At 70.9% G+C, this 6,917-nt stretch carries 4 protein-coding genes; 3 read left to right on the top strand and 1 reads right to left on the bottom strand.

Annotated features, from left to right (window positions below; genetic code table 11):
* The coding region (locus tag ASG00_RS05370) for a type IV pilus twitching motility protein PilT (protein WP_156456203.1) at positions 1 to 1,059 on the top strand (1,059 nt) is incomplete at its 5' end.
* Between the two features lie 3 nt (positions 1,060 to 1,062).
* Positions 1,063 to 2,304, top strand: a complete 1,242-nt coding sequence (locus tag ASG00_RS05365; RefSeq protein WP_082483071.1) for a type II secretion system F family protein — start codon at positions 1,063 to 1,065, stop codon at positions 2,302 to 2,304.
* A gap of 32 nt (positions 2,305 to 2,336) precedes the next feature.
* Here ASG00_RS05365 and ASG00_RS05360 read toward each other — a convergent pair whose 3' ends face one another.
* Positions 2,337 to 4,007 carry a GspE/PulE family protein gene (locus tag ASG00_RS05360; RefSeq protein WP_056207439.1) on the bottom strand — a complete coding sequence of 557 codons (1,671 nt, stop codon included), beginning with the start codon at positions 4,005 to 4,007 and terminating at the stop codon, positions 2,337 to 2,339.
* A 146-nt stretch (positions 4,008 to 4,153) separates the two neighbouring features.
* Here ASG00_RS05360 and ASG00_RS14405 point away from each other — a divergent pair.
* Positions 4,154 to 6,917, top strand: a 2,764-nt coding sequence (locus ASG00_RS14405) for a lamin tail domain-containing protein (protein WP_156456201.1), incomplete at its 3' end; no start/stop codon positions are given.

Below are 6,917 nucleotides of genomic sequence, written 5' to 3'. Positions count from 1 at the left end.
CTGCCGGCGGTCTGCCGCATCGACGGTAACCTCACCGAGGTGCAGGGGTTCGGACAGGAGCTTCCCGGCGATTGGGTGGAGGGTGCGCTCGCCGGCATCATGACGGCCGAGCAGCGAAAGCAGTTCGCCGTCGCCGGTGAGGTCGACCTCGCCTACTCCGCTGCGGGGATCGGTCGGTTCCGTGTGAATGTCTTCCGCCAGATGGGGGATGTCGCGGCCGCGCTGCGACTCATCCCCGACGAGGTGCGGTCGCTGAAGGCGCTCGGCGTGCCGGAGATCGCGCGCGACCTGGCGCTCAAGCCGCGGGGACTCGTGCTGGTCACGGGGCCGACCGGCTCGGGCAAGTCGGCGACCCTCACGGCGATGGTCGACATCATCAACCGGGAGCGCGCCGCGCACATCATCACGATCGAGGACCCGATCGAGTTCGTGCACTCCAGCCGGCACTCGCTCGTCCACCAGCGCGAGGTCGGGTCCGACACCGCGTCGTTCGGCGAGGCGCTGCGGCGCGTGCTGCGGCAGGACCCCGATGTGATCCTGTTGGGCGAGCTGCGCGATGCGGAGTCGATCGCCGTCGCGCTGTCCGCCGCCGAGACCGGGCACCTCGTGCTGGCGACCCTTCACACGCAGGGTGCGGCGAAGAGCATCAACCGCATCGTCGACGTGTTCCCTGCCGAACGCCGCGATCAGGTGCGCGCGCAGCTCGGGGACACCCTTCAGGGGGTGCTCAGCCAGACGCTCCTGCCGGGGCTGCGCGGTGGGCGTGTGCTCGCCACCGAGGTGATGGTGCAGACCCCGGCGGTCGCGAACCTCATCCGGGAAGGGCAGATCCAGCAGCTCTACTCCGCCTTGCAGTCGGGGTCGGAGTTCGGGATGCACACGCTCGACCAGAGCCTGCGCGAGCTTGTGAAGGACGGCCGCATCGAGAAGTCGCTGGCGCAGCAGTTCGCGGTCGATCAGCGTTCGCTCGAAAAGACGCGGGCTGTGCCCGCCGACCTCGACGACGAGGTGTGGGCGACGCGCGGCGGAGTCGCGCGACCCGCGAACTGGGGGGTGTGAGCCATGCCGGTGCTGGAGCGGTTCTCCTACCGGGCGGTCGCGCCCGGCGACGAGGCGGTCGTCAAGGGCACGATGGATGCCGCGAACGAGGCCGCCGCGGTCGGCAAGATCCACGCGCAGGGCCTCATCCCGCTCGAGGTGCGCTCCCTGGCGCGCACCGGGCTCCGGCGGGAGGTCTCGCTCACGGGGTCGGGTCGCGTGAAGGTCAAGGCGCTGGCGCTCATGACCCGTCAGATGGCGGCGCTCACGGAGGCGGGGCTGCCGCTGCTGCGCACTCTCGAGATCCTCACCGAACAGACCGACGACAAGGCGCTGCGCGCGGCGCTCGTGGGCGTCGTCGCGGACGTGGAGTCCGGGGCATCCCTCTCTCTCGCCTTCAGCCGGCAGCCGAAGGTGTTCGCGCCGCTGATGGTGAGTCTCGTGCGGGTGGGGGAGGCGGGCGGATTCCTCGCCGAGTCGCTCACGTCCATCGCGCGTTTCTACAAGTCCGAGGCCGAGCTGCGCGACAAGGTGAGGGCGGCGACGACCTACCCGACCGTCGTGCTGGTGGTGGCCTTGCTCGCGGTGCTGGGCATGGTGACGTTCATCGTTCCGGTCTTCGAGAAGATGTTCGCGAACCTCGGCGGGGAGCTTCCCGTGCCCACGCAGATCCTCGTCACGATCTCGCACAACATGGTGTGGATCCTTCCGCTGCTCGCCGTCGTCGTCATCGGCGGTGCGGTGTGGTGGACGCGGTCCCGCAACACCCCGAGGGTGCGTGCCGTCGTCGATCCGTGGAAGCTGCGCCTGCCGATCTTCGGCTCCCTGAACACGAAGATCGCGGTGGCCCGCTTCGCCCGGAACCTGTCGATGATGCTTCAGGCGGGGGTGCCGTTGATGCAGGCCCTCGACACCGTCGGCGAGGCGGCCAACAACGTGAAGATCGTCGCGGCACTCGAGAAGGTCAAGGAGTCGGTGCGGCAGGGCAAGTCGCTGGCGGCGCCGCTCGCGGCGGCGGGCGTCTTCCCTCCGATGGTGTCGCAGATGGTGTCCGTCGGCGAGGAGTCGGGCACGCTCACCGAGATGCTCGACAGCATCGCGACGTTCTACGAGGCCGAGGTCGCGTCGGCCACCGAGCAGTTGACCGCGGTGATCGAGCCCGTGCTGATCGTGATCCTCGGTGTCGTCATCGGCGGCATGGTGATCTCGCTCTACCTGCCCGTCTTCAACCTCTACGCGCAGCTGAACCACTCCGCCGGCGCGTGAGCGGTCGCGAGCCCTGATCGCATGCCGCGGCCTCACGCGGTGACGCGCAGCACCTCGTCGATCGTCGTGATCCCGGCGACGACCTTCGCCCAGCCGTCGTCGCGCAGCGGCACCATGCCCTGGGCGAGGGCGATGTCGCGCAGCTCCCGACCGCGGCTGCGTCCGACGACCTGCTGCTCGAGGTCCTCGGAGAGGGTCATCACCTCGTGCAGCGCCACCCGGCCGCGGTATCCGGTGTACGAGCAGGCGCGGCATCCGACCGGTCGGTAGAACGCGTCGACGCCGTGGTCGGGGCGCTCGAACCCTGCGGACTGCAGGGTCTCGTCGTCGAGGTCGGCCCGTTCGCGGCACTCGACGCACAGGCGGCGCGCGAGACGCTGGGCGACGACGGCGGTGAGGGCGGTGCCGACGAGGTAGGGCTCCGCGCCGATCTCGACGAGCCGGGTCAGTGCGCTCGGCGCGTCGTTGGTGTGCATCGTCGAGAGCACGAGGTGGCCGGTGAGCGCGGCTTCGATCGAGGTGATGGCGGTCTCCCGGTCGCGGATCTCGCCGACCAGCAGCACGTCGGGGTCTGCGCGCAGGATCGACCGCAGCGCGGTCGAGAACCCGAGACCGGCGCGGGGGTTCACCTGCATCTGGCTGATGCCCGGGAGCCGGTACTCGACCGGGTCCTCGATCGTGACGACATTGACCTCGGGCGAGGCGATCTCGCTGAGCGCCGTATAGAGGGTCGTGGACTTGCCCGACCCGGTCGGCCCGGTGACGAGCACCATGCCGTGCGGCCGGCGAATCGCCTCGCGGAACCGGGCGTCGTTGCCGGGAGACATCAGCAGTTCGGCCATCGAGACGCGGCGCTCGCTGGTGTCGAGGATGCGCATCACGACCTTCTCGCCCCACACCGTCGGCAGGGTCGCGAGGCGCAGGTCGACGGTGCGGCCCTCGAGCGTGACCGAGATGCGTCCGTCCTGCGGGCGGCGCTTCTCGGCGATGTCGATCTGCGCCATGATCTTCAACCGGGAGAGCACGCCGTCCTGGATGGTGCGGTCGGCGCGTTGCACCTCGTGCAGCACCCCGTCGATCCGGAAGCGCACGGTGAGGTCGGCCTCCCCCGGCTCGATGTGGATGTCGCTCGCGCGGTCGGTGATCGCCTGCGCGATCAGCAGGTTCACGAAGCGCACGACCGGGGTCGCGTCATCCCCTTCGTCGAGGGAGAGGGTGAACGACGTGCGCGCCGCCGTGCTCGCACCTTCGATGACGGTGGAGAGCTCGGTGAGCTCCTCGTCGGAGCGCAGGAACCGGCCGAACACTGTCTGCAGCGCGTCGCGCGCCACGACGACCGGGTCGACGACGAGGCCGGTGGCGGTCGAGACGTCGTCGAGGGCGACGAGGTCGGTCGGGTCGACGACCCCGACGGTGAGGCGGTGTGCGCTGCGTTCGATCGGCAGCAGCTGGAACCGACGGCACAGCGAGCTCGGCACGAGCGCGAGCACGGCCGGGTCGATCGTCACCGCGGCGAGGTCGAGGAAACGGGTGCCCGTGCTCGCGGCGACGCTCTCGGCGAGGGTGCGTTCGCTGACGACGCCGCGCGAGATCAGTTCACGCCCGAGCGCCGTGCCGTCCCCGAACCTGTCGACGTCCGCCGCGATCTCCTGCGCGTCGACGGCTCCGGCCGCGACGAGCGCCTGCGCCAGACCAATCACCATCGGATCCCCCTTCGGCCTCCGTGCCCCCATCCGTAGTGTACGAGCGCCGGGATGCCGCGGCACGGGGGTTGTGCGCGAGCGATCGGCGTGCTGCAGGGCGACGGGCCGCGGCATCCGTTCGCCCGCTGTTCACCGACCGTTGCCCCGTGGCTGTGAAGATGCCCAGCGCGACCGATGAGCCGGCCGCATCCCCCCGATTGGAGCTCCGTCCGATGCGACGTCTCGCCGCGCTGTGCGCTGCCACCCTCACCTTCGCCGGTCTCGCCGCCGTGCCCGCCGCCGCGGTCGCCGTCGAGCCCCTGCCGACTCTCGTCATCAACGAGGTCGAATCCAATGGCGGAACCCCCGGCGACTGGATCGAGCTCTACAACACGGGCGACGCGCCGGTGGATGCCGCGGGGCTCGTGCTGAAGGACAACGACGACACCCATCGGTTCGAGATCCCGGCGGGCACCATGATCGCCGCGCACAGCGCTGCGGCGTTCGACGTCGAGACCGCGTACGGGCTCGGCAAGGCCGACTCGGCGCGGCTGTACCTCGGCGACGGCTCGACGCTGATCGACTCCTACTCCTGGACGGCGCATGCCGACGAGACGTACGGGCGCTGCCCCGACGGCATCGGCGCCTTCGTCGACACCGATGCCGCGACAAAGGGGGCGCCCAACCAGTGCCCGCCGCCGGCGGGGGCCGCAGACATCCGCATCAACGAGGTCGAGTCCAACGGGGGCACACCGGGCGACTGGGTCGAGCTCTACAACACCGGTTCGGCGGCGGTCGACCTGACCGGGTGGATCTTCCGTGACAACGACGACAGCCACACGCTGCTCGTGCCTGCGCAGACGCTGCAGCCGGGCGCCTACACGTGGTTCCAGACCGACGTCGCGAACGGGTTCGGGCTCGGCTCGGCCGACTCGGCGCGGCTGTTCCTGCCGGACGGCACCACGGTCATCGACTCCTACACCTGGTCGGCGCACGCCGCGACGACCTACGGCCGCTGCCCCGATGGCACCGGCGCGTTCGTCACCACGCTCTCGTCGACGCAGGGTTCCGCGAACGACTGCCAGCCGCTGCGCCTGAGCGAGATCGAGTCGAGCGGCGGCACGCCCGGCGACTGGATCGAGCTGGTCAACCTGTCGAACACGGATGTCGACGCCTCCGGCTATGTGCTGAAGGACAACGACGACAGCCATGTCTTCACGATCCCGGTCGGCACCACGATCCCCGCGCTCGGCTACGCGGCGTTCGACGTCGAGTCGGCGTTCGGGCTCGGGTCCGCGGACAGCGCGCGGCTCTTCTCGCCTGCGGGGGACCTCGTCGACACGTACTCGTGGACGGCGCACGCCGCGACGACCTACGCCCGCTGCCCCGATCCGCGAGGAGCCTTCGCCGTGTCGGCCGCCCCCACGAAGGGCGAGGCGAACTCCTGCATCGGCGAGGTGACGGTGAGCCCGTGGCCCGGCAGCGGCGACGTGCGCATCGTCGACACGTCCGCGACGGTGTTCGCCCCCGACGGCAAGGATCTCAGCGGTCTCGTGTACGAGGCATCCGGCACCGGAGAGCGCGGAACCCTGTGGGCCGTGAACAACGGCGGCGGCACGCTCTTCCGGCTGCAGTGGACCGGCACCGACTGGGCTCCGGCGCCGGGCTCGGCGTCCTCGGGCACGGTGCTGCACTACGCGGACGGCACCGGTGCGATCGACTCCGAGGGCGTCACGATCGCGGGCGGGTCGTCCGCGGGTGGTGTCTATGTGGCATCCGAGCGCGACAACTCGAACAAGAACGTCAGCCGTCCGTCGGTGCTGCGCTACGACGTGACCGGCGCCGGTGCGAGCCTCAACGCGACCGACGAGTGGAACCTGAGCGCCTTCCTCCCGGTCGGCCTCGGTGCCAACTCGGGTCTCGAGGGGATCGCCTGGATCCCGGACGCCGCGCTCGTCGCGGGCGGCCTGATCGACGAGAGCACGCTCGCCGCCTACAGTCCGGCGTCGTATGCGGGGCACGGCGATGGCCTGTTCTTCGTCGGCGTCGAGGGCACCGCGAAGGTCTACGCCGTGGCGCTTCTGCCCGGCGGCGTCTCGAAGCTCGTGGCGACGATCGATCCCGGACTCGGGGTCGTCGCCGAGGTCGCCTACGACGCCGCGTCGGATCAGCTGTGGGCGCTGTGCGACGACGCGTGCAACGGCGAGGCGGCGATGCTGCAGATCGCGGACTCGGGCCCGCACGCGGGTTCGTTCCAGGTCGCGGAGCGCTACGCGAACCCGGCCGGGATGCTCGACTCGATCGCGAACGAGGGCTTCGCGTTCGCGACCGCCGACCTGTGCGTCGACGGTACGAAGCCGGTCTTCTACGCCGACGACAATGGCACCGACGATCACGCGCTGCGCGAGGGGTCGATCGACTGCACCGCGGTGCCCGGAGGCACAGACCCCGGCGACGGATCGGGCGGCGGGACGCCGGGCGACGGCTCGGGTGGTGGGTCGGGCGGCGGGACCCCCGGTGACGGCTCGGGTGGTGCCGGCGGCCTCGCGCCGAGCGGACCGGATGCCTCGGTGCCCGCGGCCCCGGGTGAGGGTGATCTGATCGACGCGAACCGTGGCGGCGCCACCGCCCCCGGATCTGCCGTCGCCGGCTCGGTCGTGACGATTGCGGTCGATCCGGCGCACGCGGGCAAGATCGTGCACGGCTGGATCTTCTCGACCCCCACCTACCTCGGCGTGGGTGTGGTCGCGCTGGACGGCTCGGTGTCGTTCACCATCCCGGCGGGCTTGCCGGCCGGCGATCACCGCATCGCGGTGGTCGACGCGAGCGGCGCCGTGCTCGGCTGGAGCCCGCTGACGGTCGAGCTCGCGCAGACCGGCGCGGCGGCCTCGGGCTGGCTGCCCGCAGGCGCGCTGCTCCTCGGCGTCGGCG

Source organism: Microbacterium sp. Leaf351, assembly GCF_001423825.1.
Taxonomy (GTDB): Bacteria; Actinomycetota; Actinomycetes; order Actinomycetales; family Microbacteriaceae; genus Microbacterium; species Microbacterium ginsengisoli.
Note: the sequence above shows the minus strand (reverse complement) of the source record. Positions and strands in the feature narration are given on the sequence as shown.